Annotated in this window: 29 protein-coding genes; 16 read left to right on the top strand and 13 right to left on the bottom strand. The window is 51.2% G+C overall.

Going from position 1 to position 23,592, the window contains the following annotated elements; all coding sequences use genetic code 11:
* Positions 1–21: 21 nt before the first annotated feature.
* Positions 22–390, bottom strand: coding sequence for a hypothetical protein (locus tag K9N21_13555; protein ID MCF8144936.1), 369 nt, complete (start codon positions 388–390; stop codon positions 22–24).
* 509 nt (positions 391–899) lie between these two features.
* Between K9N21_13555 and K9N21_13550 the strand changes: the two genes are divergently transcribed.
* Together K9N21_13550 and K9N21_13545 are read left to right on the top strand one after the other, a co-directional pair.
* The gene (locus tag K9N21_13550; GenBank protein ID MCF8144935.1) at positions 900–1,106 is read left to right on the top strand and encodes a YwbE family protein; all 207 of its coding nucleotides are present in this window, start codon (positions 900–902) and stop codon (positions 1,104–1,106) included.
* 13 nt (positions 1,107–1,119) lie between these two features.
* Complete coding sequence (locus K9N21_13545; protein ID MCF8144934.1) at positions 1,120–1,617, top strand: YaiI/YqxD family protein; 498 nt, start codon at positions 1,120–1,122, stop codon at positions 1,615–1,617.
* Positions 1,618–1,733: 116 nt separating this feature from the next.
* On the opposite strand, the gene K9N21_13540 is transcribed toward K9N21_13545, so the two are convergent.
* The gene (locus tag K9N21_13540; GenBank protein ID MCF8144933.1) at positions 1,734–1,892 is read right to left on the bottom strand and encodes a hypothetical protein; all 159 of its coding nucleotides are present in this window, start codon (positions 1,890–1,892) and stop codon (positions 1,734–1,736) included.
* A gap of 394 nt (positions 1,893–2,286) precedes the next feature.
* A complete protein-coding gene (locus K9N21_13535; GenBank protein MCF8144932.1) occupies positions 2,287–2,712 on the bottom strand; it encodes a hypothetical protein in 426 nt (141 codons plus the stop codon).
* An 843-nt stretch (positions 2,713–3,555) separates the two neighbouring features.
* Between K9N21_13535 and K9N21_13530 the strand changes: the two genes are divergently transcribed.
* From K9N21_13530 to K9N21_13495, 8 genes are all read left to right on the top strand, one after another.
* On the top strand, positions 3,556–5,025 hold the full coding sequence (locus tag K9N21_13530; protein ID MCF8144931.1) for a HAMP domain-containing protein: 1,470 nt from the start codon (positions 3,556–3,558) through the stop codon (positions 5,023–5,025).
* A complete protein-coding gene (locus K9N21_13525) occupies positions 4,965–5,789 on the top strand; it encodes a tetratricopeptide repeat protein (GenBank protein ID MCF8144930.1) in 825 nt (274 codons plus the stop codon). Before K9N21_13530 ends, K9N21_13525 begins: the two co-directional genes overlap by 61 nt.
* A 14-nt stretch (positions 5,790–5,803) precedes the next feature.
* A complete protein-coding gene (locus K9N21_13520) occupies positions 5,804–7,171 on the top strand; it encodes a sigma-54 dependent transcriptional regulator (protein MCF8144929.1) in 1,368 nt (455 codons plus the stop codon).
* A 98-nt stretch (positions 7,172–7,269) separates the two neighbouring features.
* On the top strand, positions 7,270–7,467 hold the full coding sequence (locus K9N21_13515; protein ID MCF8144928.1) for a hypothetical protein: 198 nt from the start codon (positions 7,270–7,272) through the stop codon (positions 7,465–7,467).
* Between the two features lie 347 nt (positions 7,468–7,814).
* Positions 7,815–8,090: an HU family DNA-binding protein gene (locus K9N21_13510; GenBank protein MCF8144927.1), complete on the top strand. Its 276-nt coding sequence runs from the start codon at positions 7,815–7,817 to the stop codon at positions 8,088–8,090.
* 254 nt (positions 8,091–8,344) lie between these two features.
* Positions 8,345–8,545: a cold-shock protein gene (locus K9N21_13505; protein ID MCF8144926.1), complete on the top strand. Its 201-nt coding sequence runs from the start codon at positions 8,345–8,347 to the stop codon at positions 8,543–8,545.
* 142 nt (positions 8,546–8,687) lie between these two features.
* On the top strand, positions 8,688–8,825 hold the full coding sequence (locus tag K9N21_13500) for a hypothetical protein (GenBank protein MCF8144925.1): 138 nt from the start codon (positions 8,688–8,690) through the stop codon (positions 8,823–8,825).
* Entirely contained in the window at positions 8,797–9,411 is a 615-nt protein-coding gene (locus tag K9N21_13495; GenBank protein ID MCF8144924.1) for a hypothetical protein, read from the top strand. The genes K9N21_13500 and K9N21_13495 overlap by 29 nt, the downstream gene beginning before the upstream one ends.
* Before the next feature lie 356 nt (positions 9,412–9,767).
* On the opposite strand, the gene K9N21_13490 is transcribed toward K9N21_13495, so the two are convergent.
* Genes K9N21_13490 through thrC form a run of 4 tightly spaced genes read right to left on the bottom strand, consistent with a single transcriptional unit; the run spans position 9,768 to position 12,691 of the window.
* Positions 9,768–10,166: a cupin domain-containing protein gene (locus K9N21_13490; GenBank protein ID MCF8144923.1), complete on the bottom strand. Its 399-nt coding sequence runs from the start codon at positions 10,164–10,166 to the stop codon at positions 9,768–9,770.
* Positions 10,167–10,181: 15 nt separating this feature from the next.
* A complete protein-coding gene (locus K9N21_13485; protein ID MCF8144922.1) occupies positions 10,182–10,544 on the bottom strand; it encodes a hypothetical protein in 363 nt (120 codons plus the stop codon).
* Between the two features lie 28 nt (positions 10,545–10,572).
* Positions 10,573–11,196 carry an endonuclease III gene (nth, locus tag K9N21_13480; protein MCF8144921.1) on the bottom strand — a complete coding sequence of 208 codons (624 nt, stop codon included), beginning with the start codon at positions 11,194–11,196 and terminating at the stop codon, positions 10,573–10,575.
* Positions 11,197–11,236: 40 nt separating this feature from the next.
* Complete coding sequence (gene thrC, locus K9N21_13475) at positions 11,237–12,691, bottom strand: threonine synthase (protein MCF8144920.1); 1,455 nt, start codon at positions 12,689–12,691, stop codon at positions 11,237–11,239.
* A gap of 296 nt (positions 12,692–12,987) precedes the next feature.
* Here thrC and K9N21_13470 point away from each other — a divergent pair, with 296 nt between their 5' ends.
* The 4 genes from K9N21_13470 to K9N21_13455 all read left to right on the top strand — a co-directional run bounded on the left by K9N21_13470 (position 12,988) and on the right by K9N21_13455 (position 17,054).
* Positions 12,988–13,740 carry a 3-oxoacyl-ACP reductase FabG gene (locus K9N21_13470; protein ID MCF8144919.1) on the top strand — a complete coding sequence of 251 codons (753 nt, stop codon included), beginning with the start codon at positions 12,988–12,990 and terminating at the stop codon, positions 13,738–13,740.
* Between the two features lie 76 nt (positions 13,741–13,816).
* Positions 13,817–14,920, top strand: a complete 1,104-nt coding sequence (gene had, locus K9N21_13465) for a 6-hydroxycyclohex-1-ene-1-carbonyl-CoA dehydrogenase (GenBank protein ID MCF8144918.1) — start codon at positions 13,817–13,819, stop codon at positions 14,918–14,920.
* Between the two features lie 82 nt (positions 14,921–15,002).
* The gene (gene oah / locus K9N21_13460; GenBank protein ID MCF8144917.1) at positions 15,003–16,139 is read left to right on the top strand and encodes a 6-oxocyclohex-1-ene-1-carbonyl-CoA hydratase; all 1,137 of its coding nucleotides are present in this window, start codon (positions 15,003–15,005) and stop codon (positions 16,137–16,139) included.
* 147 nt (positions 16,140–16,286) lie between these two features.
* Positions 16,287–17,054, top strand: a complete 768-nt coding sequence (locus K9N21_13455) for an enoyl-CoA hydratase/isomerase family protein (GenBank protein MCF8144916.1) — start codon at positions 16,287–16,289, stop codon at positions 17,052–17,054.
* A gap of 56 nt (positions 17,055–17,110) precedes the next feature.
* Here the strand turns inward: K9N21_13455 and K9N21_13450 are convergent, their stop codons facing one another.
* Entirely contained in the window at positions 17,111–17,518 is a 408-nt protein-coding gene (locus K9N21_13450; protein ID MCF8144915.1) for a cobalamin B12-binding domain-containing protein, read from the bottom strand.
* A 123-nt stretch (positions 17,519–17,641) separates the two neighbouring features.
* The gene (locus K9N21_13445; GenBank protein ID MCF8144914.1) at positions 17,642–19,321 is read right to left on the bottom strand and encodes a methylmalonyl-CoA mutase family protein; all 1,680 of its coding nucleotides are present in this window, start codon (positions 19,319–19,321) and stop codon (positions 17,642–17,644) included.
* 258 nt (positions 19,322–19,579) lie between these two features.
* Between K9N21_13445 and K9N21_13440 the strand changes: the two genes are divergently transcribed.
* Entirely contained in the window at positions 19,580–20,722 is a 1,143-nt protein-coding gene (locus tag K9N21_13440) for a sodium ion-translocating decarboxylase subunit beta (protein ID MCF8144913.1), read from the top strand.
* A 135-nt stretch (positions 20,723–20,857) separates the two neighbouring features.
* Positions 20,858–21,322, top strand: coding sequence for a hypothetical protein (locus K9N21_13435; protein ID MCF8144912.1), 465 nt, complete (start codon positions 20,858–20,860; stop codon positions 21,320–21,322).
* A 128-nt stretch (positions 21,323–21,450) separates the two neighbouring features.
* On the opposite strand, the gene K9N21_13430 is transcribed toward K9N21_13435, so the two are convergent.
* From K9N21_13430 to K9N21_13415, 4 genes are all read right to left on the bottom strand, one after another.
* Positions 21,451–21,663 (bottom strand): HlyD family efflux transporter periplasmic adaptor subunit, encoded by a 213-nt coding sequence (locus K9N21_13430; protein ID MCF8144911.1) that lies wholly within the window; start codon positions 21,661–21,663, stop codon positions 21,451–21,453.
* Between the two features lie 420 nt (positions 21,664–22,083).
* Positions 22,084–22,710: an MBL fold metallo-hydrolase gene (locus K9N21_13425; GenBank protein MCF8144910.1), complete on the bottom strand. Its 627-nt coding sequence runs from the start codon at positions 22,708–22,710 to the stop codon at positions 22,084–22,086.
* 38 nt (positions 22,711–22,748) lie between these two features.
* The gene (locus tag K9N21_13420) at positions 22,749–22,937 is read right to left on the bottom strand and encodes a CooT family nickel-binding protein (GenBank protein MCF8144909.1); all 189 of its coding nucleotides are present in this window, start codon (positions 22,935–22,937) and stop codon (positions 22,749–22,751) included.
* Between the two features lie 2 nt (positions 22,938–22,939).
* Entirely contained in the window at positions 22,940–23,347 is a 408-nt protein-coding gene (locus K9N21_13415) for a DUF3842 family protein (GenBank protein ID MCF8144908.1), read from the bottom strand.
* Positions 23,348–23,592 lie beyond the last annotated feature (245 nt).

Genomic DNA, 23,592 nt, shown 5'->3' with positions numbered 1-23,592 from the left:
GCCGAGCCCAGGCCGGTTATCCTAGTGAAGCTGCTCCTGGAGCGTCTGAGATCGGATGGCCAGGCCGATGAGATAGTGTCCGTTAAAGCGTCCCTGGCGTTCTTTTTTGATATGCCGGATTTCCGTATCCATCAGGTCTGGAGGGAGGAATGAATCTTTGGGATAGTACTTCATTTTGATGACATCGCCGACCCTGAGCAAATCGATAATCTCGGAATTCTCATTGACCAGAACCCCAATGGATGACGTTGTCAGATTCCGAATCTTAAACTGGTGGACAAAAAACGAACCATTGACTGAGAACTCCACGCTATAGTATTTGTTTGTGGATAGATCGGGTGCATAAGGGCCTGTCCCTCTCTTGCTTTCTTCAATTTCAATCAATCCCATTCTGTATGCCTCCTCTGGTCATGAGTCTACCTGTATAGTCCTGGGGCTTCCGCCATGTGGAGAAATGCAAATATGATGCCAAAACGAGAGATCTATTGTAAACGGTTCATTTGGACGATGTCATGGGCACATTGGGGATATGCAAGGGGCGCCCCGGGCGCTTCTATGAAGGAATCGTCAATGTTTTGACGACATTCAAACATACGCCCTCAAATCGCCTTGGATACAATTCCCTTCTCTGTGAGGTCACTGCAGAGCAATCGGGAAAATGGAGAGCGGGAGAAAGAGACCCCCACGCGCTTGCCGATAAGGCACCATTTTCTTCAAGGGTGCAGAGAAGGTGCTTCGTTTGAAGTGATTTCAGGATTTGGACGGTGGTAGATACGGTGTCTTGCGTCCTGTATACTCAAGAAGAGGCAGTTTACCAATCCATTCAACTATTTTAGGCAGAGAGAAGAATCGGGTATCATTTGCCAAAGGAGCGATGGTGCTTTTCATGGTGGACAGGAATGGACAATAAAAAACGATCCCACATCAGGCCGGGGGATCGGGTGCAGGTTGTGCAGAAACAGGACCAGCGCTCCGGCAGGTTGACGGAAGGGATTGTACACACAATTCTGACACGTTCCGCCACTCACCCCCACGGCATAAAGGTGCGCCTGGAAAACGGGGTGGTTGGCCGGGTAAAGGGGATCATCCCTCAGCGGGAGAATTGAAAGGAGAGATTGATTGCTGCGCATCTTCGTAGACGCGGACGCCTGTCCGGTGAAACCGGAGGTCTATCGAGTGGCTCACCGCTACCAGCTGAGCGTCACGTTGGTAGCAGGGGTAAGAATGCGGATCCCGGAGAGCGGGAACATAGACCTGCAAGTTGTTGGTCAGGGCATGGATGCAGCCGACGACTGGATAGTCCAACATATGGAGGCGAGCGACATTGTTATCACGGCGGACATTCCTCTCGCAGCCCGGTGCGTTGCCAAAGGCGCCTATGTGCTTGGACCCACGGGGAAACCCTTCTCAGAAGACAACATCGGTTCTGCCCTTGCCACTCGAAACCTCCTCTCCGAGCTGCGGGAGTGGGGTGAGGTTACGGGAGGACCTCCGCCGTTTGATAAGCGCGACCGTTCCCGCTTCCTGCAGTCGCTGGACAATGCCATCAACCAAATCCAGAGGGAGAAGGGGGGATGCGATCAGCTCCGGACACCGGAGTTGCGAACTGAGGATTAGGTATACTTTCGTTGTAAGCAAGGGCTGGAATATCTAACTTGGCCAAGCCTTGCCTATATTAGACCCTTTTCCCCGCGCATCCCGTCTCTTGCCTTTTTTTCTTCACCCAAAGGGCATCAGTCTGAATCGGAATACAGGTCTCCATGGGGAATCTCTTCACCCGGACGCCAGGTGTCGTAATCCCCGGGCCCGAGCAGGTCCCCGGCACCGACCTTTCGGCTTACCCACACGATTCGGGTATGGCATTCCCAGACCCTTCGATCAAGGGTTTTCATCCTCTTTTCCAAGGCTTTCTCAGCAGTTGTCCGACTCTTATGGACGGAAAAGACTCGTTTTTGCGGGTGATCCAGTTGGTGTTGGTCATAGATGAGGGCGTACATGGCCCACCTCCTTTCGGTATATTAACTCGTGTTTGCTCGTGGAGGTGATAAGGTGACAGAGAACGTCCATTCATATAAGAGTATCCTGAGATGGATCTTGGATGTCAAGGAAAACAAGGACCGGCTGCCAGCCCGGCAGGTCCTTGGCCGCAAACCGGGTCCGGCTCCTGCGGCTTCAGAGACGCTCTGCTTTGGGTTGGTGGGTGGCGGTTGACTGAGGGAAGGGATTGACTCGGGCTCGGACTTCCCAGTAATTACTGAAAAGCTACAGAGAGTGCGAAGTCTCAATTTATCTTGGAATCAACTCCGCCTGCATTCTCACCACGACATGTCCCCAACCGCCACAGGAAGGGCCTGTATCGAAACATCCGGTGGTGTTGAACATCACCTCGTTCGGATTGCGTCCGTTCATAAAGTTTTCAAAGAATGCATTTATAAGCACCGTCAGATTCGGCATCAGGAATGCACATATCCGATCCGGATTCTCCTTGGTAAGCAGATTGCCGGAATTATCAAAAATCAGCTGTTGACCGACGACATGTCCTGAGTGGCAGCCTTTTGATTCGGTCACTTCGGCAACCAGTCTGTATTTCGATGCTTCAATTGCGTTTTGAAAAAGCTTTTGAAATCTAGGGGTTTTTTCAATCATTGACCAATCCTGGTCTTCAAGGTTCAATCTCCTCCGGATTATTTCTGCGATTTGTCCCTTATCCATGCCGTCCCTCCCTCTGTGAGCGTCCTCGTCATTTGGAGATAATTTGGTTTTCCGATTCCAAGGCGTCGAATTCATATGTTCTGGATACTACTGAAAGGTTAGGAAAATCAATCCAAAATATTGGACTTTTTCATTTGGCCAGGGCAATGACATTGGACATTCAGGTGGTTTTCACCGCGATGCAAAGGCGTTTTCTTGTTTCTTTGCCGGTGCGAGAACGGCGGAAAGTCCAAGGTCTTTTCACACCCATGAGTTACCATTGAGGCGTGTCACCGAGGTTTCACCAAATCAACATCCCCTCTCATCTCCAGGATCATGCACAAGTGTTGACAAGGTCTTGAAATTCTTTCAATCTATATGTCTTCAACCACAGGGACTGAGCTGATGCAGGCGAGGCGTTTACTCCGGCGCCTCTCTGATTGAGCTGACTCTCGATGGGTCCGGCGGGCACGCTGCCCGGGGACCTTAAAACCATAAAATTTTGATATTTTTTTTTAAAATCGTTAACTCTCTGCCGCATTTAGCAAAAAGATGTGGTATGGTACGGCCTCAAAAGGGAAAAGTGTATGGGTCGGATGGCAGCCAGAAAATGAGAGGTGCTGACACAGTGCGCCTTCCGGCAACTGAAACTCCTGCGGCAACTCTTTGACAGCTTTCAGAAAGCCAAGATGCATTAACTGCCAACAACTTATCTCCGAACCTACTTTCACAGAGTGTTCTTTTCTTTTCGATGGGAAAAGAAAGAACTTAATCTAAACTTCCTTTAATCATATTACATTTTGGTAAACAGCTCGTCATTTTTCGCCCATAACCCATTTCGCCGCTTCCGACACCACACGTATCATGGCTAAATTTACTATTTTTAAAAGACTTGTCCTGGGTTTCCTCGTAATCCTGCTGGTTGTTACTGCTCTCGGGGTGTACTCAACCTTGAAGCTGGGGCAGTTGAACCAGATCATCCGATCCATCAGTTCTATCGACAATGAAACCATGAGGATGGCAAATCGGCTGAGGGATTCCCTCCTCACTCAGAGGAAGTTTGAAAAAAAATATGTGGTTTCCAAAGACACGGACTTTCATCGCCAGTTTCTGGAGACTGAGAAATATATCGAAAAGGATCTCGAGCAGATGAGCCCCCTTATGGGTGACACTGAAAGCGAGGATCTCCTTACCGACGTAAAGACGTTTTATCGCCGTTATCTTTTTACGGTTCAAGAGGAAGTCCGCTTGATAAAGAGCAGGGAGAGATATTCCCAGCAAGAATATGAGCAGATAAAGGAGGAGCTTACCGAACAGATCATTCAGAAGCTTGAAACATTGATAAAAGAGACAAAGGCGGCTATCGATAACAAAATTGACATGTCCAAAAGGATCGGTTCGCAGGCATCGAAAGTTATCGTGATCATCACCATAGCATCCGTTGCAATGGGAATCTTAATCGCATTTTTCATTGCCCGGACGATCAATCGACCTATTGTTCTCCTGATAAAAGGGACAAAGGAGATCGCCAAAGGAAAATTCGAAAAACACTTGACCATACCCTCTCCTCCAGAGATAAATGAACTGACAAATGCATTCAATCATATGTGTGACCGCTTAAAGGAACTCGACGAGATGAAGGCGGATCTTATCGCCCATATATCGCATGAATTTCGAACCCCTCTGGCGGTAATCAGGGAAGCGGTAAGCCTGCAGCTGGACGCTATCTCCAAAGGTCCCATAGAAAAACAACGCAGGCTTTTGGGTATCATCGCAGAGGAATGCGAGAGACTGATAACCTCAGTCAATAAGGTACTCAACCTGTCTCGGATGGATGCCGGAATGATGGACTATCATATGGAGGAATACAGCCTTTCCCAGTTGGTAGAGATGAGCGTTTCGAAGATACGGCCGATAGCGGAAAGGAAGAAAATTTCTCTTGAGGTGAATCTTGTCGACAACCTGCCAAATGCTGCAATAGATACAGAAAAGATCGGACAGGTACTTGATAACCTGTTGGACAATGCGTTGAAATTCACCTCGGCAAGGGGGAAGGTGTCAATCGGAGCAGTTCTCAAAGATAAGGAGCCCTCAAACCATCTCGGCAATGAAGAAAAAGAGTTCATAGAGGTTTTTGTATCAGATACAGGGTGCGGGATCCCGAAAGAACATCTTCAAGACGTGTTTGAAAAATTTAAGAAGTTGCATGAGAAAGGCACAGGGTTGGGCCTTTATATAGCAAAGCAAATTGTCAGTGCCCACGGAGGCCATATATGGGTAAAAAGCGAAGAAAAAATAGGAAGCACCTTTTTCTTCACGGTGCCTGTTTTTTAGCCGTCCTGCTGTTAAGCGCCGGATGCCTCAATAGCCCGGCCTTTCAAAAGAAGTGGGACGAGAACAAATACCAGGCGAACAAACATCTTGAATTGGCCGAAAACCTGGCAACCCAAAGAGACTATGGGGGAGCGCTCAAAGCATATGAAGATGCTGTAAGATTGTCTTCCGGCGATTCGCCGGGTGACAGGGCACTGTTTCACATGGGACTTATCTGGGTGCATCCGGACAATCCACAGACAGATTATGAAAAGGCCCTTCCATATTTTCAGCGGCTTTCCCGGGATTTTCCCCGCAGCCCCCTAAAGGAACACGCCGGGGCATGGGTAAACGCCATTAATCACATCATCCAGTGCAACGGCAGAATAGAAGAGCTTGAAGAGGCACACAACCTGGCAATCAAAGGAGACTACAAAGGAGCGCTCAAAGCATATGAGGAGGTTGTAAGGGTATTTCCCGGCGAATCGCCGGGAGACAGGGCCTTGTTTTATATGGGGCTTATCTGCGCGTATCCTGCCAATCCACAGAGGAATTATGAAAAGGCCCGTCGATATTTTCAGCGGCTTTCCCGCGATTTTCCTGGAAGCCCTTTAAAGGAACAAGCCAGCATCTGGGTGAGCGCCACTAACGAACTTATCCGATATGAGGAGAGAGTCCAAGATCTTGAAAAATCGGTCAGCGTGTTGAATAAGCGACTGAATATTCTAAAAGAAATAGACATAAGGATTGAAGAAAAAAAGAGGGAAGATCGACCCCGAAAATAAGCAGGTGAGCGGGTATGACTGCAGAGAACATTCTGATAGTGGATGATGACAAAAACATGCTTGAGGTCCTGAGCCTAAGGCTTGAAGCGGAAGGATATACCGTCACTGCCACCGCCGGAGCCCAAGATGCCTTAAAAATGGTTGAAAATGAGCTGTTTGATCTTGCGCTTGTTGATCTCAAGTTGGCCGGAAGGGAAAATGGCATCGACTTGATGGAAAAGTTGCACCTGGTAGCTCCTGAAATGCCGGTGATCATTCTCACCGCCTACGGAACAATCGACACGGCGGTAGAAGCCATGAAGCGCGGCGCCTACAGTTACCTCACTAAGCCGTTCAACCGTCGAGAACTGCTTCTTCAGATCAAAAACGGCTTAGAAAAGAGTAGTCTTTCAAGAGAAGTCAGAAGGCTAAAGGCCTTGGTAGGGGAAAGGTATGGCTTTGAAAACATCATCGGCAAGAGCAAAATAATGCAGGACGTCATGGAGCAGGTCGCTAGAGCGGCAGAGACAGACTCCAACGTCTGTATCTCTGGAGAGAGTGGAACCGGCAAAGAACTTATCGCCAAGTCTCTGCATTTGTTAAGTTCCCGAAAGGATAAGCCGTTTGTGGCGGTAAACTGCGCCGCCATTCCGGAAGGGTTACATGAAGGCGAACTGTTCGGTTATGAAAAGGGGGCCTTCACCGGCGCCCACAGAAATAAGAGAGGGTTTTTTGCCCAGGCCCATGAAGGGACTCTTTTCCTTGACGAGGTGTCGGAGATGCCGGAATCCATGCAGGTAAAACTGCTCCGGGTGCTTCAGGAAAAACAGTTTTATCCTCTGGGGGGGGAAAAATCAACGCATGTGGACGCAAGGATATTGACAGCCACAAATAAAAATCTGGAAGACGAAGTCAAAAATAACAGATTTCGTGAAGATCTTTTTTATCGCATTTACGTCATACCTATTTACCTCCCCCCTTTGCGGGAGAGGAAAGAAGATATCCCCCTTTTGGTAGATCATTTTTTAAACAAATTTGACAATAAATTGAAAAAGGGCGTAAAGGGAATTTCTACGCCCGCCCTCCAGAAGCTCTTGGCTTATTCCTGGCCCGGCAATGTGAGAGAATTGGAAAACACCATCGAGTATGCGGTGGCCATGACTGCTCAGGAGATCATTGGCGAAGACATGATTCTACATACCAGAGCATCAGAAGATGATAAGTTAAGTTCATTAAAAGAAGCCAAAAATCAGTTCGAAAAGGGCTATATTTCCAACATCCTGTCGCTTTCAGAGGGCAATGTGAGCAAGGCGGCGAAACTGGCCGGAAAATACAGGGGCGATTTCTACGCCCTCATGAAGAAACATCACCTGACTCCTTCGGCGTTCAAAAAGGCAAAGTAAGTCACTGATCCAAGTTTCTTTATTTTCCCTGTCCGGTTCAGAAGAATTATTTTCTAACACCTGAGAAGACTTTTTCCAGGAAGCTCAAGGAAATGCTCATGGCCGTTATCAAGGAACTCATGTACGAAAAGGATCCTGGAACGGGCTGTCAGCCTGGACCCGAACAACGGGCGGAATTACACGTGCTGGATCAGGCCCGGGGGTTTAATCGGCTGGCAGACATCTATCTTGCAGAAGAGTCCTCCTGGAGAAAAAAGTTAAAAAGACAAAAGGAGGGGATTGAGGGGAAGGACTGACCCAGACCATGCGATGCTTAACATTATATCGAAGCAGATCATAATTTTTGGGCTTAGTTGACCATCGGCCCATTGTGCGCTTCAAAAATTCAGTCTTCCCTGAATGATTTTCTGCAAATATGTGGGTATTCATACTGGGTCGAACGCTTGTCCCACAATTTCAACCCATTTGTGCTCAACAATTATGGCCGTTTCTCTTTTTCAGAGACAGGATCTCGCTCCCGGCGTTCAAATTTCCTCTACATCAATCTTTTTCCTTGACCTTTAGAGGGTTACAAGGCTATTTGATCTTACCATCGGGAATTGTCCGAAATTGCACTTTAATGATTCGCATAAGGAGAAAAGAGATGAAAAAAGAAGAATTAGTGGCATTTGTTTCAGAAAAGGCAGACATCACCAAGAAATCCGCAGGTGAAGCCGTTAACGCCGTGTTGGAGGGCATCACTTCCGCATTGGAGAAAGGGGATTCTATCTCCCTGGTAGGCTTCGGGAGTTTTAAGACTGTGACGCGAGCTGCTCGAGAAGGAAGAAATCCAAGCACGGGTGAAAAAATTCAGATTTCGGCCTCCAAGGCGATTAAATTTGCCCCAGGCGCAACGCTTAAGGAGCGGATTAACAGATAAGCACCAGGGCTCCAAGATTCTATGGAGATCTTGCGCTCGAGTCAGGAGCTTAAAGAAGGGTCTTAAGCTGCAGAATTTCAGTAGACAAGTCGCATTTGCCTTGTTATTCATATAAAGATGGTTAACATAAATTATCAATAAAGTTCCGCCGCCAATTGGGCGGAAGAGTTTCTTTCTGTTGGAAGTATCCGTTTCTCAAACGCTGTCATCCTTCAGTCGGTAACGTTGAAATTTTTCGAAAGGAGGATGATATTATGATAAACGGAACTGTTAAATGGTTTAACGACCATAAAGGTTTTGGGTTCATCGAGCAGGAAAACGGCCCGGATGTATTTGTGCATCACAGCGCAATCAATGCAGCCGGTTTTAAATCCCTCAGTGAAGGTGCGCGTGTGACCTTTGACATCGAGCAAGGGCCAAAAGGTCCGGCTGCTGTCAATGTGACGGCTGTCTAACATGCTTTAAAAGGCAATTAAAGGCATCTCCTGTGAAGCGGGGGATGCCTTTTTGTCGTTTTTCCCATCAAATCTTTCATACAGGCGGAGGTTCTTTCCCTGTTACCAGAGACCCTATCCATACACCCTGAAAGGAAATACCATGGCAAGACCCAATTACGAGTTTCAGAAACGCCAGAAAGAATTAGCCAAGAAAAAGAAAAAAGAGGAAAAAAAACAACGCAAGCAGGAAAACAAGTCGGTGGAAAACGATGATGCTGAAAAGTCCCCGAATTCTTGAACCATTGATCGATAGTCGCAGGGATCGATCCGCACCTATTGCCGGGGTTATTCAAAGGCTAAGGCCGGAAAATAAGAAGGGCCGGGCCATTTCGGCGAAAAATGATTTTCTTAAAGGCCAGAAGGTGGCGCTGCGCATCTCCTCTCAAACCGAGATGGGGTTTTTGGCCGACATCAACGGCACCCACAAGGGCATCCTTTATAAAAACGAGGTGTTTCAGCCGCTGAAGATCGGTCAGGAAATTGACGGATTTATCAAAAAAGTGCGCGACGACAAGAAAATAGATCTTTGTCTGCAAAGACCCGGCTACAAATCCGTCGATGCTGTGTCACGAAAAATTATGGACGAATTGCAGCAACAGGGGGGATTTATCCGGGTCACCGATGAGAGCCGGCCAAGGCTGATCGCCGACCTTTTCGGCATCAGCAAGAAATCATTCAAGAAGGCCATCGGCAATCTGTACAAAAAAAGGTTGATTGACCTTGAAGAAAACGGCATCCGGCTGCGGGAAAAAAAAGTAAAAAGACCTGTGAACAGCTCAAATGTACCTGCCAGAAGACCCGCCGCTGCAAGGTTACGCAGTTAAGGGGTTAATCAGCTTCTATCGGAGACCCCCCGGCTGAGCTCACCTGCAGGCGTTGGATCTCAACTGGCTTGTGTTTTTTTCCTTCTTCCCAGCCATTTTTTCCCGGGCTCGGGCTTTCTGGGACGGCGACGGCGTCAAGGAAACCGTCTGGAGTGCCGTATCATGGGCTGAATCAAATGCGATCGCATCGCATTCGGGCCAGCAACGCCTCTATTTCGTCGGTTATATCATCCACCCTCAGAGGTCTTTCCCGTCCGCAGGACCTGCAGACGATAAAAACCCCTGATCATCTCCTGACAAGTTCGGACTGTTTCCCGCATCTGCACATCATCGCCATATGAGCGTACCGTGAGAACTCATTCCTCTTCATAGACATTGGCAATACAGCAGAGGAAGGTGGCCTCCTCGGTCCCGCTGGCGTTCTTCATGCCGTGAGGCTCCATGCTGGGGACAAAAATAATATCATGGGGTCCCACTGTCCGTTCGCTGGTCTGCTCATCCGTCTCCCTGTCATATGAATAGACGACCATCCGCCCGCTCAGGATAAACATGGTCTGCACATAGAAATGATTATGGATGGGAATTTCACCCCCGGGGCCGACGGTAAAGAATCTGAGGCCGTATTCCGGGGAATCGTCGGGACCGGCCTGGCTCAACCATCGGATTCCCACTTCGCGCACCTTCAGGGATCTACCCTTATACGGAAAGCTCTCAATCCGCATTTCTTCCCTGTCGTTGACATTCAAGATATCCATTGTGGTTGCCCTTTCTCAGTCATGCCAGGAAAGTGTCTTGAGTCGATCCCTGTCCCCGGCGGTTCGTGTCACGACGCCATGCCTCAAATAAACGAAAAAAACCAGTTCTTCCTGCGGCTGAATATCGCCTACCATGACCGCATACCCCCACCGTTCCTCATCGCCCTGGCGCGAAATGGCGTCAGGGATCCCCAAAGCGGCCCGCACCATGTCGCCGGTCATCCCCGGTTCCACTTCCCGTTTGGCCACCTTCCGGATCGTGGCATCATCCCATTTGGGATACTGATATCGAATTTTGGACTCCCGGTAGGGGGTTTCCGCACATCCTCCAAGCATCAACGCCCCTAAGAGGAGGATACTTACTGCTATTTTCATCATCTGTCTTCACCCTTTCCTATCATGCACTTCATATTGATCGTGATGGGCAATATGCCGAGATAACGCAACGGCCATGGTCCGGGTTTCTGGCCTTGCAGACCGCCCTTCCGTGATAGATGAGAAGGTCTGAAAAGCGACGCCACCGCTCTTTTGGAAGGATTTTTTGAAGGTCGGTTTCTATCTTGTCCGGATTCTCGTTCTGGGTGAGCCCCAACCGAAGGGAAAGCCGCTTCACATGGGTATCCACCACTACACCGGGGATATCAAAGGCAGCTCCCAGTACGCAGTTGGCTGTCTTTCTCCCCACGCCCGGCAGCTTGATCAACGCCTCCATGCTGGCAGGAACCTCTCCTCCATAGAGATCCAGCAGACCCTGAGAACATCCCTTCAGGGATTTTGCCTTATTCTTGTAGAATCCGGTCGGCCGGATGTCCGCTTCCAGTTCTTCAATGGGCGCTGAGACATAGTCCCGGGGGGATTTGTACTTTTTGAACAGGTCCTTTGTCACCATATTCACCTGCTTGTCCGTGCACTGGGCCGACAGGATGGTTGATACCAGGAGCTGAAACGGGGTTTTATAGGTGAGAGCGGTTTTTTCGTGAGTATAGATGGGATCCAGCGTCTCGTAGATCAGACCGGCCCTTTCCTTCATCTTTTTTGCGCTTTCCATAATTCCTCAACCCTTCAATTCCTCAGCCGAAGATCTCTCTTAGGACCTCTCTTGCTTCCCTGTACTGCCCGTCGCTCAGCGCCATGGAACCATCCTTCCGCTGCAAGGGGGGCGCCCCGACACGATATATCCGTTCCTTGAGTGTTGCCTGCCTGGCGATCCGTTCAGGCACATCCGGCGTCACGCCGATCGCCAATTTGACGTCATCGGGAAATTTCCCCGGGTCCGCGGTCTCATAGATGACGGCAAGCCGGTCATGATGATGTTCAAGGAAATCGTCCAGGGCCCGCCAGCCCACGGCCCCATGAGGCTCGAGGATGATCCCGAATCTCTCATAGACCTCCCGAATGGCTGCATAGTGATCCGGGTTGCTGACGCTGATGGAATAAAAATCTCTTCGCATGGCTGCCATGTCCGGCCTCACGTCCATGACGCCTTCCTGAATCACATTTCCCTCCTCATCCCTTTTGTCGTAGACATGCCCCCCATACAGATCCACCAGTCTCGCAAAATTGCTCGGATTGGAGACGATCATGGCAGACGACGGGGATTTCCTGGAGGGTTTGACCCGGTAATCCTGAGTTTGCAGGAATTGGGGAAACTCATCGTTCTCGTTGACGCCGCAGACGATCTTCCGGATGGGAAGACCCATCTCCTTGGCCAAGACCGTGCCCATCATGTCTCCGAAGTTCCCGGAGGGCACGCTGGCAATCATCGGCTCGTCATATGCGGCAATGCGGGAATAGGCGAAAAAAGGGTAGACGGCCTGAGGCAGGAGCCGGCCCACGCTGATGGAATTGGCAGAGGTGAACCGCGCAGGGTCCCCGAACAGGCCCTCCGCAAAGGCCCTGTCCCCTAAGAGACGTTTGGCAAGGGCTTGACACACATCAAAATCGCCGTTTATCTCAAAGGCATACACGTTGCCGGCCAGGGTGGTCATCTGTCTCCGCTGTCTTTCGGTGACAGATCCTTTTGGAAAAAAGACGATATTGTCGATCTGTTCCAGGCCATGCAGGGCATCGGCCACGGCCCCCCCCGTATCCCCGCTGGTAGCCACGACGACCACCCGCCGGGACCCCGATCGGGTGAGAAAATAATTGAGGGCCCTTCCGAAAAACCGGGCCGCATAATCCTTAAAGGAATAGGTCGGGCCCCGGGTCAGCCACATGATATGGGTCTTACCCGTGACATGGGCTACCTGGGTGGGGATGATCTCCTCATCATAGGCATCCGCGAGCATCTCCCTCAGGTCCGACCCTTCAATGTCCTCTTTTAAAAACGGGTAGAGTACCTGATAAGCGATCTGTGCGTAGGATTGCCCTTTCATCGCCTGAATTGCATCAGGGGGGAGTGAAGGGATATCTCTCTTCGAAATCATGTACAGACCATAATCGGAGGCAAGGCCGTTCATCAATGCGGTCTCGAAACTGGCATGTTCTGACGGGTTATTGGTGCTGTAGTAGGTGATCCGGCCCATGTAAGGCTCCCGTAAAAAGTAGATAGTAAGCAGTAGGCAGTAGGGAACGTCGTTTCCCTTCCCCGGCCCCTCCTGACTCAGGCAAGAGTATATATTTGAAGGTTTCGCGTGTCAAAGGGTAATAAAGTCCCGGCAATCTTCCTCATTCGATTTTTCTTGACATGAAAATGGCATTTCTTTTAAATTGGCACTGTAACTATATTGTGATTACAATGTGATTATATTTTTACGGATCCGTGAGGTCCCTAAACGTTTCATTCCGCTTCGGCAGCGGACCTGATGATGAGGGTTAAGTTATGAGATTGAAAGACAAAGTTGCAATAGTAACGGGCAGCAGCAGGGGTGTGGGAAAGGCCGTTGCCCTCGGTTTCGCACAACAGGGGGCGAATGTCGTCATCAACTACACTTCCAACCAAGATGCGGCTAAGGAGACGGTAAACGCTGTTCAGGCCATCGGGACCAAGGCCGTTGCCGTCAAGGCGGATGTGGCACGGAAAAAAGACGCAGAAGACCTGGTGGGGGCGGCCGTTGAGACCTTCGGCAGAATCGACATCCTGGTTAACAACGCAGGGTTTACCCGACCGGCCCTACTCCTCAAGATGACGGAAGACCAATGGGATCAGGTGGTGGATATCCACCTGAAAGGGGCCTTTCTCTGCTCACAGGCCGCCGGGCTGCGCATGAAGGAGCAAAACAACGGCAAAATCATCAACGTGATGTCGGTTGCGGGACTGGTGGGCACCGTGGGACAGGTCAACTACAGCGCTGCCAAAGGGGGCATCCTGAGTATGACCAAGTCCATTGCCCGCGAGCTGGCCCGCTATAATGTTTGCTGTAATGTCATCTCTCTCGGCATTGTGGCCACCGATATGACGGAGAAGATACGAAGCGATGATAAACTCAGAGAGATATACATGAACCGGATACTCTTGAAGCGGTTTGCCGAACCCGGCGATATTTCTCCGGCTTTTGTATTTCTTGCCTCAGACGAAAGCAACTACATCACCGGCCAGCTGCTCTGTGTGGACGGAGGCTACGGAATGATTTAACATGAAAAATTGACCATCAATCCCGCCTCAGGTATGCGGGACTCAACCACATCAATCCAGAAGCAAGGAGGATATCATGACAGTACCAGATAAAATTCAGACCTGGCAGATGGTTCAGCCCACGACATTCAACCGGGAAACCAAAGAGTCCACGCCCGGCAAACTGGAGAAGACCGAGATCCCTGTTCCCGAATTGCAGGCCGGAGAGGTCCTTGTGGAGGTGGCCGGGTGCGGCGTGTGCCACACAGACCTGGGCTATTTCTATGATGGCGTCCCCACTGTATCAAAGCCCCCTTTGACATTGGGCCACGAAATTTCAGGGACGGTCGTGGCTGGAGATGATGCCTGGATCGGCAAAGAGGTGATCATCCCTGCGGTAATGCCCTGCCGGAAATGTATCCTCTGCAAGACCGGCCGCGGAAACCGATGCCTGGACCAGAAAATGCCCGGAAACAGCCTCGGCCTCTATGGGGGGTTTTCCAGCCATATTCCTGTCCCCAGCATCGATTTGTGCGAGGTCAAAACCCGTGGAGATGTCCCCCTCGCCCACCTTGCCGTGGTGGCCGACGCCGCCACAACCCCCTATCAGGCGGCCAAACGGGTCGACCTGCAGCCGGGCGACAATGTGGTGGTGGTGGGGATCACCGGCGGGGTAGGCCAGTATGTGGGTCAGATCACCAAGGCCTTGGGTGCAAAGACGGTGATCGGGATCGCCCGCAATCAGGAGAAGCTGGACAGGTCCCTTCAGTACGGGGCTGACTTTGTCATCAATTCCAGGGACAAGGATGCCAAGGCCGTTTCCAAGGAATTTAAGACTATCTGCAAGGAAAACGAACTTCCCAATTTCGGTTGGAAGATTTTTGAGGTCACCGGTGCCAAAGGCGGCCAGGATATTGCGCTGGCCCTGCTCGGATTCACCGGCAAACTGGTTGTGGTGGGATTCGGCCTTGCCAAAAACGAATACGCCATCGGTCGATTAATGGCCTTTGACGCGGAGATTATCGGTACCTGGGGATGCCTCCCCGAGTATTATCCGATTGTCCTGGATATGGTCTTAAGCGGCAAGATCAACATGGCAAACTTCGTGGAAGTCCGGCCCATGAGCACCATCGCCGAGACGTTTGCCGAGGCCCACAAGACGCCGCCCATGAAACGGATCGTTCTCACGCCTGATTTTTAGGGCGGTCCAGCCGTTCCAGGCTTGAAACAGAGGCGTTAAACCAGAGCAGAGAAACAACTAAAAAGAAAAAGGAGGAGACATTATGGCTTTAGAATGGATGCCGAGAGAAGATGAGAAGAAAGATCACATTTTGCACACCGACGGCCACTGGGGAACCGATGCCCCGTGCGTGGTCTATGAAAAGAGACCCTTGACAGATCCGCAGGGAAACGTCGTGGAGGGTCTTTATGTGGCGTGGATTCGTCTCAATAACCCTAAACAATACAATTCCTATACCACGGAGATGGTGAAAGGCGTCATCGCCGGGTTTGAAAACGCCTCCCTGGACAGGAGCGTTGTCACCGTAGTCTTTACGGGCACCGGGCCTTTTGCCTTCTGCACCGGCGGAAATACCAAGGAATACAGTGAATACTACAGCCGAAGACCGGATGAATACGGCCAGTACATGGAGCTTTTCAACCATATGGTCGATTCCATCCTCGCCTGTAAAAAGCCTGTTATCTGCAGGGTCAACGGCATGAGGGTGGCCGGCGGTCAGGAGATCGGCATGGCATGCGACCTGGCCGTTTCGTCGGATCTGGCCATTTATGGACAGGCCGGGCCCAGACACGGGTCGGCCCCCGTGGGCGGGGCCTCGGATTTTCTCCCCTGGTATCTCAGCATTGAAGACGCCATGTGGAACTGTATCTCGTGCGAGATGTGGTCCGCCTACAAAATGAAGGCCAAGAACCTGATCAGCAAGATTGTCCCGGTCCTGAAGGTGGATGGCAAGTGGGTCCGAAACCCCATGATCATCACGGATCAGTATATCCAGGACGGCGAGATCGTCTATGGCGAATTCAAGACAGGTCCTGAGGCCAAAGAGGCCCGCGCCTTTGCCAAGGAACATCAGCCCAATGCGGATTTCGAGCTCCTGGACAAGGAAGTGGATAAAATGGTATGGACCTTTGCCAATCTCTTCCCCGCATGTCTTATCGAATCCATCGACAGCGTTCGCCAGAAGAAGAAATTTTTCTGGGATACCATGAAAAACGCCCACAGGCACTGGCTGGCAGCCAACATGGGCGGCGAAGCCTTCTTAGGCTTCGGGGCCTTTAACACCAAAAAGATCACCGGCAAGGATACCATCGACTTTATCAAATTCCGCCAGAACATTGCGGAAACCAAAGGATGGGATATGGATATGTTCGCGGAAGTTCTTGGAAAGCCTCAGGAATAGTCGCCTTATTGACGGTAAGAACCCATGTGGCAGGCAGGGCGGCAAGACCAAACCCTCCTGCCATTTTTTTTAAAAATGCGATTCCGGGTTGATGATCAGACATTGACCCATGATGAAGATAACCCGAACAAGAGGAGCGAGATAATCATGGCTTATGAACATATTGAGACCGGCTTCCAGGATGGGCTGGGGACCATCACCTTGAACCGGCCCCCGGTCAACATACTGAATATCGCGATGATGGAAGAGATCAATGAGGTGCTGGAGGACTGGCGGGGGAAGAAAGACCTCAAGGCCGTCCTCTTCGATGCCAAAGGAAAATGCTTCTCTGCCGGCGTGGATGTGGGAGAACACATGGGGGACCTGGCCCCCAAGATGATTGGGGTCTTTCATGGGATGTTCCGTCTGATGGATCGTCTGGGCGTACCTACCCTGGCCTCGGTATACGGGTCGTGCCTGGGCGGAGGATGTGAACTGGCCATCTTCTGCGATCTCGTCATATCTTCGGATGACGCCAAATATGGGCAGCCGGAGGTACAGGTGGGAGTATTCCCCCCCATTGCCGCGCAGATCATGCCCCGAATCATCGGAAGAAAGGCCGCCATGGACCTGATCCTCTCCGGGAGAATCATCTCCGCTCAAGAGGCCCTGGCAATGGGCCTAATCAACAAGGTGGTCGGCAAGGAAGACCTGCAGGCAGCTACCCAGGAATTTCTCAAGCCCTACCTCAAGCTGAGCGCCGAGGTCCTGAGAAAGACCCGAAAGGCCGTCATGGCCGGTCTCATGGATGAGCTGGAACCGTCCTTAAAGGTTATCGAAGGGATCTATTTAGACGAACTCATGAAGACCGCCGACGCCCAGGAGGGCCTGAAAGCCTTTCTGGAAAAGCGGAAGCCGGAATGGAAAAATGAGTAATGAACAAGCATTGAGAGGCCTTATGATGCCAAGGTCATCAGGGCCTCTCTTTATTATCAGTTCCGGATTCTTACATTGCTTTTTATATAATCGATGATTTCCGTGGTGGTCGTCCCTGGACCGAAGATCTCGGCAATGCCCGCGGTCTTTAAAGGCGGGATATCTTCGTCCGGGATGATCCCGCCGCCGACCACCAGCATGTCTGTTACGCCCTTCTCCTTCAAGAGTTCCATAACTCTTGGGAAGAGATAATCATGGGCCCCGGAAAGGATGCTCATGGCAATCACGTCCACATCTTCCTGAATGGCGGATGAGACGATCTGCGAGGGTGTCTGTCTCAGGCCGGTGTAAACCACCTCCATCCCGGCGTCCATAAGGGCCGAGGCCACAACCTTGATCCCCCGATCATGCCCATCAAGGCCCGGCTTTGCCGCCAATACCCGTATCTTCTTGTCTTTGGTCATCTCCCACCCTCCTGCTGCCTGATCCGCAGATTTCGCAGATTGGCACAGATTATCGCCATGGTTCACCGGCGCGGCCGCTATCCCTGCATCCGGTATCGAGCATTCAGCATTCCGTTACCTGGGCTACCCCAGCGTATTGACCGGCTGATATTCCCCAAACACTTCCCTCAATACGTCGCAGATTTCCCCGAGGGTCGCGTACGCCTTGACGGCCTCCAGGATGAGTGGCATCAGATTCCGGTCGCTTTCAGCCCCGCGCTTCAGGTCGGCCAGGCATGTTTCCACCTTTTTGCCATCCCTTTCCGATCGGAGCCGCTTGAGACGATCGACCTGGGAAGTGCGAACCGCCGGGTCCACCCTGAGGAGGTTTTTCGGCTTTTCTTCCGCAACGTGGAATCGATTGAGTCCTACGACGATCCTTTCCTCTTTTTCGATCTCCCGCTGGTATCGGTAGGCGCTGTCCTGGATTTCCCGCTGCACAAAACCCTTCTCAATAGCCTCGGCCGCACCGCCCAATTCATCGATTTTCCGGATATAATCGCCGGCCCGCGCATAGATTTCCCGGGTGAGTGTCTCCAGATAGTAGGATCCACCCAAGGGATCCACCGTATCGGTCACGCCCGTCTCATGGGCGATCACCTGCTGGGTCCGAAGGGCGATCTGCACGGCCTCCTCCGACGGGAGACAGAGCGCCTCATCCATGGAATTGGTGTGGAGCGACTGGGTGCCCCCCAGGACCGCGGAGAGGGCCTGAAACGCCACCCGCACGATGTTGTTCTTGGGTTGCTGGGCAGTGAGGGTGCACCCGGCGGTCTGGGTGTGAAATCGGATCATCATGGATTTGGGATTTCTGGCCTTGAACCGCTCCTTCATGATCTCGGCCCACAACCGCCGCGCTGCCCGGTACTTGGCGATCTCTTCCAGGAAATCCACATGGGCGTTGAAGAAGAATGACAGCCTGGGCCCGAAGGTATCCACATCCAGACCGGCGTCCAGGGCCGCCTGAACATAGGCAATCCCGTTCGCCAGGGTAAAGGCCACCTCCTGCACGGCCGTAGATCCCGCTTCCCGGATATGGTACCCGCTGATACTGATGGTGTTCCACATCGGCACATGATCCCCGCAATAGGAAAAGATGTCCGTGATAATCCGCATGGACGGTTTGGGGGGAAAGATATAGGTGCCCCGGGATGAGTATTCCTTCAGGATGTCGTTCTGAATGGTGCCCGTCAGCCTGTCGGCTGAAACGCCCTGCTTTTCCGCCACGGCAATGTACATGGCCAGCAGTACGGCAGCAGGCGAATTGATGGTCATGGAGGTGCTCACCTTGTCCAGGGGGATCTGATCAAAAAGGATCTCCATATCCTTGAGCGAGTCGATGGCCACTCCCACCTTGCCCACCTCGCCCATGGCCATTTCATGGTCCGAATCATACCCGATCTGGGTAGGAAGATCGAAGGCCACAGAGAGTCCTGTCTGACCCTGATCCAACAGGAACCGGTATCGCCGGTTGGATTCCTCGGCCGTGGCAAATCCGGCATACTGTCGCATGGTCCAGTATCGTCCCCGGTACATGGTAGGCTGTACTCCCCGGGTAAAGGGGTAGTCCCCGGGCAGGCCCACTTCCGACAGATAGTCGACATCGTTCCCGTCAAGGGGCGTATAGAGTCGTTTGACCGGAATGTCCGAGGTATTGACAAATGCAGCCTTCCGTTCCGGCCGCTTGCTCACGGTCTTTTCCACCGCCTCCGACCACCGTTTCAGGGCGGTCTGCAAGTCCTCATGACCTTTTTGATTCCCCATCTAAGCCTCCTGATTGTCTTCTGAGAAACGCTTCTAAAACTTGCGGGTTTTCATGAGAAACTATTTCAACACCCTGACATCTGTCAAATCATTTTTAAACGGCTCCGGCCCGACATCTTTCGCTCCGGTGTTCTGATTTTGATCTTGACAACGGATTGTAGCTTTATTATAGCTACACCTGTGATCATCAACAATTAAAATGCTGGCCCCCTTTTCGGGACAGCACGCATGAAACGATTTCTGGGAGAGGATGTTGCCATGACAGCAAATGAGATATTGGACCTGCTGTACGGGACCCTCCGTACAACCGGGGTATACAATTTCCAGTGGAACCTGATCATCATGTGGGGCATAGGAAGCCTCTTCATCTACCTGGCCATCGCCAAGAAATATGAGCCCCTCCTCCTCCTCCCTATCGGTTTCGGGATATTTATCGTCAACTTCCCCCTGGTCCCGTTAATGGGCTACTCCCACGGCCATGCCCAGCTCCTGCAGGTATTTTACCACTATGGGCTGGAATGGGAGGTCATCCCCTGCATCATTTTCCTGGGACTGGGCGCAATGACCGACTTTGGTCCTCTCATTGCCAACCCCAAGACCCTTTTGATCGGGGCCGGCGCACAATTAGGGGTCTTCATCACCTTTACTGGTACGGTCCTGGTGGGGTTCACTCTCAAGGAGGCGGCCTCTGTCAGCATTATCGGGGGCGCAGACGGCCCCACCACCATTTATCTGACCCAGCATCTGGCCCCCCAGCTCTTAGGCCCCAATGCCCTGGCGGCCTATTCCTATATGGCCATGGTCCCCCTTCTCCAGCCTCCCATCATGCGGATGATGACCAATGAAAAGGAGAGAAAGATCCGCATGCACCAGTTGCGACCGGTCTCACGGCAGGAAAAAATCCTCTTTCCTCTGGTCACCGCGGGCATCATCGCCCTGCTGGTGCCTTCCGTCATCCCCCTGATGGGGATGTTCATGCTGGGCAATCTGATGAAGGAAAGCGGCGTCGTGGGCAGGCTGACCGATACGGCCCAAGGTTCTCTCATGAATATTGTCACTATATTTTTGGGAATTTCAGTGGGGGCCACCATGCATGCCGATAAATTCTTAAGCTGGAAACCCCTCTTCATCTTCAGCCTGGGCCTTGTGGATTTTGCGGTCTGTACCGTCGGGGGGATTGTTACGGTGAAAATCATGAATCTCTTCCTGAAGGAGAAGATCAACCCCCTCATCGGCTCGGCAGGCGTCTCCGCAGTACCCATGGCGGCACGCGTCTCCCAGATGCAGGGGCTTAAGTATGACAAGACCAATCATCTCCTGATGCATGCCGTGGGACCCAATTTGGCAGGGGTTATCGGATCGGCCGCTGCAGCAGGCATGTTTATCGCCATGTTTGATTAATCGAATGGTGGAATTCTGGAATAATGGGTCAACCTGGAAAACAAGCACATAAGATACACAGTTACAGAAAGTTGTAAAAAACTTCGAGAGGTTAAGCACAACGGTTCAACCTATAATATTTTAAGGTGATGAATCATGAAACAATGGATACTGTTACTCTCATTCGTGATCTTCCTGCCCGTCGCCTCCTATGGCGAGGATTTTCTCGGGGCGCCGGTCATTCCCCAGGGGACGACGACCAAAAAGACCGATGACCGCTTGGAGATGAAGGTCGGGCTCTCCCACGACGAAGTCATCGCTTTCTACAGGGAGGCCCTGAAGGACTTTCAGGATATCAAATTCAGGAATTGGAAAGACGCCACCTATATTGAAGACGACGGCAGGATGCCGTGGCATTCCATCACCGTCTCAAAAGGCGGGGAAACCGAGACGGAGATCACTATCGTCAAAGACAACTGGACATGGATAATCGGGACCCTTGTTCTCCGATATATCGGAGTTTTTATGGTCCTGATGGTGCTCCTCATCGGGATGTCTGTTTCCGGAAGGATTATCTCCAGGTCGGTGGCCAGAATGGACGCCAAAAAGGCGGCTCACTGATCAGCCATAGCGGGTATTCCTCTGCCGGGGGACACAAAAAAATGCCGGAGAACATTAGCATCCTCCGGCATTACCATTTCTGGTGACAGAGGGTGTTCGATAAGACCATCCCCCTGTTTCAGGCTTTATTACTCCAATACGATCAGGACGCCCTCTGCTTCAACCGTATCGCCTTTCTTGCATTTGACCTCTTTGACCGTCCCGGATGCCTCGGCTGTGATGGGCAGTTCCATTTTCATGGCCTCGATGATCACGACCTCATCCCCTTCGTTAACCGCGTCACCTACGTTTACCTTCACATCGATGACCTTTCCTCCCATGGGAGCAATAATGTCGCTCACGTTCATTACCTCCTTTGAATTAATAATATGATAATAAAATAAATACGTTAGTGGGTTTCGACCCAATTGCAGTGATGAAGCATTTAGAATATATGGGATAGCGGAATGGAAAGCCTAGAAAAAGATGACTTTCTGTTTTTCATGCCCGTCATTCCATTATTCCCCATTTTCATCATTCCAGATCAACGACACAGTCAGCTGTCGCCGAAGGAAATCTGAAAACACGCCCTGTTATAAAAAGTTATTCCCGGGACCTCTAATTGCGAGTTGTCGTAAAGAACACCCCAAAGCTGCTCGGCACCATGCGTCGGATTCTTTGTGCCTCTCAACAAAACCGCAGCCTTTAACAGCCGCTGGTGTGGGCATCATATAACATTTAACCGGCATGCCTTGTCAAGAACAATATCCCCAAACCGACTGCTACCCTTTTTCAAAAATCCGCACATCCACCTTCCCTGAAAGGGCCTTCTGGAAACGGTCCGCATCTCCGGCATCTCCCACAATCGCCCCGTAATGCATCGGGATGGCAAGTTTGGGTCGAATGCCAAGGGCCGCCTTAACGGCCTGCTCCGCCGACATGACATATGTCCCGGACACCGGCAGGAACGCGATGTCCACCTTTAAGTTTTTCATCTCCGGAATAAAGTCTGTATCGCCGGCATGATAGATCCTGGCCCCCTCCGTCTCCACAACAAATCCCAGCCACCCCCTTTTTTTGGGATGGAACTCCTTGTCCATGTTGTATGAGGGAACGGCCTCTATTTTTACGTCACCCAGATCGAGGACATCTCCCGGTTTCATCACCCTCACATCTCCGGTAAGCTTCTTTGCAGAGTCTTTTTCTGTGAGAATAGTGGTTGCAGGTCCTTGAATTTTTTCGATATCCTCAGGTGAACAATGATCGAAGTGCTCATGGGAGACCAGAATCAGGTCCGCCGTAGGACCGCCGGCGATCTGATAGGGATCAAAATAGATCGTCTTGCCCGCGTCTATGCGGAACCCATCGTGACCCAGCCACGTAATTTTATCGGCAAACGACGCAATCATCTCACCACCTCCTTCGAAAAATAGTCCATCATCTTCCTTTATTGAGGCTCTAATACGATCTTGTGATCTACCAGCGAAAACCGTCTGGGCCTCGCGCGAATGGTTTTCTCCTCCCCGAAGATGCTGATCATCTTTATCTCACCGCCGCTGTTCTCCAGGGATTCGATGTCCTCAAAAACCATCTCTTCCCTTGCGTCCTTCAAAAGATAGGCTGTCGATTCACACATCTTCACATCATCTCCTTTACCATTTCAATGACCCGATTCACCAGGTGCGGCAGGGGCTCCCCCGAGAACCCCACAAGTCGGACCTTCTCCTGCGTCAGCGGAATCAGGATCTTAGTTGCCCTGCTTGAACTCACGGCGGACGCCATTTGAGCGGTCACCTCGCCCATCATGGCATTCGTCATCAGGATACCGAGCGGCCCGATGATCACATCCGCGATCCGGCTGGTACACAGGATGGCATTTTCACCCGTACCGCCCCGGTTTGCCCCGGCCTTCATCATCTTGGATGTGGCAATTGAATTGGTGCCGAGGGCTAAAATCTCCGGATCACTCCCGATGGATTGCCGCAACCCCTTGATGACGGCTGCCCCAATGCCACCGCCCTGTCCGTCCATCACCATCAATTTCATCCCGACCCCTGTCCACCGGCAAAGACCGGCGCCAAAAAAGAATTTGCATCCGTATCAAAAAGAATATATGTACCCGTTCATGGGTTCAGAAGTGCAATGGTTTCAATTTCAATGGTTTTTCTAAAGTTTCATAAAATTTAATCGAAGATGCGATCATGTTGCTGTTAGAATAACAAAGCTCTTGGAAAGTGTAAAGATCCATCACCGGATGGCGGAATCTTCAATTCATCAATTCGAAGAGGTAT

Source organism: Deltaproteobacteria bacterium, from assembly GCA_021737785.1.
In the GTDB taxonomy this organism is placed as follows: domain Bacteria; phylum Desulfobacterota; class DSM-4660; order Desulfatiglandales; family Desulfatiglandaceae; genus AUK324.
Note: the sequence above shows the minus strand (reverse complement) of the source record. Positions and strands in the feature narration are given on the sequence as shown.

Coding starts and splice junctions, on each gene's coding strand:
- K9N21_13555 (MCF8144936.1), bottom strand. CDS start 390: ATGGGATTGATTGAAATTGAAGAAAGCAAGAGAGGGACAGGCCCTTAT.
- K9N21_13550 (MCF8144935.1), top strand. CDS start 900: ATGGACAATAAAAAACGATCCCACATCAGGCCGGGGGATCGGGTGCAG.
- K9N21_13540 (MCF8144933.1), bottom strand. CDS start 1,892: ATGAAAACCCTTGATCGAAGGGTCTGGGAATGCCATACCCGAATCGTG.
- K9N21_13535 (MCF8144932.1), bottom strand. CDS start 2,712: ATGGATAAGGGACAAATCGCAGAAATAATCCGGAGGAGATTGAACCTT.
- K9N21_13530 (MCF8144931.1), top strand. CDS start 3,556: ATGGCTAAATTTACTATTTTTAAAAGACTTGTCCTGGGTTTCCTCGTA.
- K9N21_13525 (MCF8144930.1), top strand. CDS start 4,965: ATGGGTAAAAAGCGAAGAAAAAATAGGAAGCACCTTTTTCTTCACGGT.
- K9N21_13520 (MCF8144929.1), top strand. CDS start 5,804: ATGACTGCAGAGAACATTCTGATAGTGGATGATGACAAAAACATGCTT.
- K9N21_13515 (MCF8144928.1), top strand. CDS start 7,270: ATGGCCGTTATCAAGGAACTCATGTACGAAAAGGATCCTGGAACGGGC.
- K9N21_13510 (MCF8144927.1), top strand. CDS start 7,815: ATGAAAAAAGAAGAATTAGTGGCATTTGTTTCAGAAAAGGCAGACATC.
- K9N21_13505 (MCF8144926.1), top strand. CDS start 8,345: ATGATAAACGGAACTGTTAAATGGTTTAACGACCATAAAGGTTTTGGG.
- K9N21_13500 (MCF8144925.1), top strand. CDS start 8,688: ATGGCAAGACCCAATTACGAGTTTCAGAAACGCCAGAAAGAATTAGCC.
- K9N21_13495 (MCF8144924.1), top strand. CDS start 8,797: ATGATGCTGAAAAGTCCCCGAATTCTTGAACCATTGATCGATAGTCGC.
- K9N21_13490 (MCF8144923.1), bottom strand. CDS start 10,166: ATGGATATCTTGAATGTCAACGACAGGGAAGAAATGCGGATTGAGAGC.
- K9N21_13485 (MCF8144922.1), bottom strand. CDS start 10,544: ATGATGAAAATAGCAGTAAGTATCCTCCTCTTAGGGGCGTTGATGCTT.
- nth (MCF8144921.1), bottom strand. CDS start 11,196: ATGAAGGAAAGGGCCGGTCTGATCTACGAGACGCTGGATCCCATCTAT.
- thrC (MCF8144920.1), bottom strand. CDS start 12,691: ATGGGCCGGATCACCTACTACAGCACCAATAACCCGTCAGAACATGCC.
- K9N21_13470 (MCF8144919.1), top strand. CDS start 12,988: ATGAGATTGAAAGACAAAGTTGCAATAGTAACGGGCAGCAGCAGGGGT.
- had (MCF8144918.1), top strand. CDS start 13,817: ATGACAGTACCAGATAAAATTCAGACCTGGCAGATGGTTCAGCCCACG.
- oah (MCF8144917.1), top strand. CDS start 15,003: ATGGCTTTAGAATGGATGCCGAGAGAAGATGAGAAGAAAGATCACATT.
- K9N21_13455 (MCF8144916.1), top strand. CDS start 16,287: ATGGCTTATGAACATATTGAGACCGGCTTCCAGGATGGGCTGGGGACC.
- K9N21_13450 (MCF8144915.1), bottom strand. CDS start 17,518: ATGACCAAAGACAAGAAGATACGGGTATTGGCGGCAAAGCCGGGCCTT.
- K9N21_13445 (MCF8144914.1), bottom strand. CDS start 19,321: ATGGGGAATCAAAAAGGTCATGAGGACTTGCAGACCGCCCTGAAACGG.
- K9N21_13440 (MCF8144913.1), top strand. CDS start 19,580: ATGACAGCAAATGAGATATTGGACCTGCTGTACGGGACCCTCCGTACA.
- K9N21_13435 (MCF8144912.1), top strand. CDS start 20,858: ATGAAACAATGGATACTGTTACTCTCATTCGTGATCTTCCTGCCCGTC.
- K9N21_13425 (MCF8144910.1), bottom strand. CDS start 22,710: ATGATTGCGTCGTTTGCCGATAAAATTACGTGGCTGGGTCACGATGGG.
- K9N21_13420 (MCF8144909.1), bottom strand. CDS start 22,937: ATGTGTGAATCGACAGCCTATCTTTTGAAGGACGCAAGGGAAGAGATG.
- K9N21_13415 (MCF8144908.1), bottom strand. CDS start 23,347: ATGAAATTGATGGTGATGGACGGACAGGGCGGTGGCATTGGGGCAGCC.